The 2385-nt window shown below is 63.3% G+C and carries 1 protein-coding gene; it reads right to left on the bottom strand.

Annotated elements, in window-relative coordinates; all coding sequences use genetic code 11:
- A partial coding sequence (locus BW686_RS25915) for a condensation domain-containing protein (protein ID WP_143516566.1) occupies nt 1–2385 on the bottom strand: 2385 nt, incomplete at both ends.

The raw sequence follows: 2385 nt of genomic DNA, 5'->3' as shown, positions 1-2385 counted from the left end.
TTCGGCACGGTCAGGTCGCGATGGGTCAGGACTTGCTGCGCGCCGCTGTCCTGAACCATAAAGGCCTGGCGTTCCAGCGGTGCGTTGACGTCCAGCGGCACATAGACCGCGCCGCACTTGTTGATAGCCAGTTGCGCCACCAGCAAGTCCAGCGAGCGCGGCAGCAGAATGGCGACTGCATCGCCAGCCTGCACACCAAGACCGCTCAGGTAATGGGCCAAGCGGTTGGCGCGGGCGTTGAGTTCGCGGTAGCTCAGGCTCTCAGCGCCATGCACGGCGGCCTGCGCGTCAGGACGGGCCAGGGCCTGCGCTTCAAACAGCGCGTGAACGGATTTGTCCCGCGGGTAATCGGCGGCCGTGTCGTTGAAGCCGTGCAACAGTTGCTCGCGCTCAGCGGCGGGCAACACGGCCAGGGTGTTCAGCGCTGTATCGGGCTGGTTTTCCAGTGCCTCGACCAGGCTGTTCAGCGCACAGACCAGGGTGTCGCAGACGCGCTGCGCGCCAATATCGCTCAGCGCCAGCGCCGTTACGGCAAACCCGACGCCCATGTCGTCTACCGACAGGGTCAGCGGGTAGTTGCTGCGCTCTTCGTTACTGAGAATTTCGATACCGTCCCAGGCTGACAAAGCCTGGTCGGATGTCATGTCTGCGGCACTGTGGCGGTAGTTGAACAATGCGTTGAACAGCGGCGCAGGGGCGGCAACCGCGCTGCAGCGCTGTGCGAGGGCCAGCGAAGCGTGTTCGTGACCCAGCAGTGCAGTGAGCCGTGAATGGGTCGCCTTGAGGCCGGCGCGCACCGAGTCTGAATCGATGTCGACCCGCAACGGCAAGGTATTGATGAACATCCCCAGCGCCCGGTCGGAGCCGTCGCCTGCCTGCATACGGCCCATCAGCACCGTCCCGAACACCACCTGATCGCGGCCAGAGGCGGCACCGGTCACCAAGGCCCACGCCAGGTGCAACAGGCTGGCAGCACTGACGCCCGACTGACGAGCCTGGTCGCGAATGCGCTGGCTCAGGTCATCAGGCAGCGTAACGCTGGCTTCCTGAATGTCGCCGCTGTCGATCGGCCCGGTGGATCGGCGAAACGCCAGGGTCGGTTCGTCGATATCGCCCAGTTGGGCGCGGAAAAACTGTTCGTGTTGCTGCTCGCTCAAACCCAGACGAGCCTGGGCCACGTAATTGCGATAAGGCATTGCGGCGGGCAGTGAATCGCCCTGACCCAGCATGAAGGCCTGCATCTCTTCGCGCACCACTTCCAGCGCCGTGTGATCCAGCGCCATGTGATGGAACATGAGCAGCATGATCCAGCGCCCGTTGGCCGGGTCTTCTGCGCAGGCGAGGCGCATCATGGGCGCCTGGCCGAGGTCGAGCCGGTAATGTTCGGTGGCGAAGCGCTCCTTGAGCTGACTGACGACCTCGCCGTGTCGGGCGTCCAGATCGAGGGTGTCCACGACCAGTTGTGCCTGGCGCCAGACCACTTGCACGGGACTTTCCAGGCCCTGCCAGACGACGGCAGTGCGCAGGATGTCGTGGCGGTCGATGACGTGTTGCAGCGCAGTGGCGAACGACCGTACCCGCGCCTTATCCTTGACCGTGAAGGTCGCCTGCAGAACGTAGGAATCGCCCCGGTCAGCAGCAATATGGTGATAAAGAATGCCTTCCTGCAACGGCGCCAGCGGGTAAATGTCCTGAATGTTGGCGGAACCGCCCGGTACGCTGGCCACGATGCGGTCCAGCGCTGGCTGATCAAGGCTGACCAGAGGCAGCAGTTCAGGGGTGAGGTGCGTGCAGCCTGGCTCGATCAGATTGCCTGGCACGACCACTTCAAGGTTGTTACCCACGGCGGCCGCCAGCGCTGCCACCGTGGGCTGACCAAACAGAACACGCACGTCAGCGGCCAGGCCTTTGCGGCGCATGCGCTCGATCAGCTTCACCGCCAGCAGCGAGTGACCGCCCAGTTCGAAGAAGTGATCGTGGCGACCGACACGCTCCACTTGCAGCACGTCCTGCCAGATCTGCGCCAGCGCCACTTCGACTTCGCCCTGCGGCGCTTCATAGCCACGGCTGATCAAGGCTTGCAGGTCCGGCGCTGGCAGCGCTTTGCGGTCCAGCTTGCCGTTCGGGGTCAGCGGCAGTTTGTCCAGATGCACGTAAGCTGCCGGGATCATGTAATCCGGCAACTGGCTTTGCAGGTGGGTGCGCAGCGATTCAATGTCAGGCTGTGCGTTTATGGAAGTGAAGTACGCGACCAGACGCTTGTCGCCCGGCACGTCTTCACGGGCCATGACCACGGCTTCTTTCACGTCAGCGTGACGAGCCAGTTTTGCCTCGATTTCACCCAGTTCGATGCGGAAACCACGGATCTTGACCTGATCGTCGTTA

Origin of the sequence: Pseudomonas syringae (assembly GCF_002157375.1) — a bacterium.
Classification (GTDB): Bacteria; Pseudomonadota; Gammaproteobacteria; order Pseudomonadales; family Pseudomonadaceae; genus Aquipseudomonas; species Aquipseudomonas syringae_T.
This window is presented reverse-complemented; position numbering and strand designations above follow the sequence as displayed.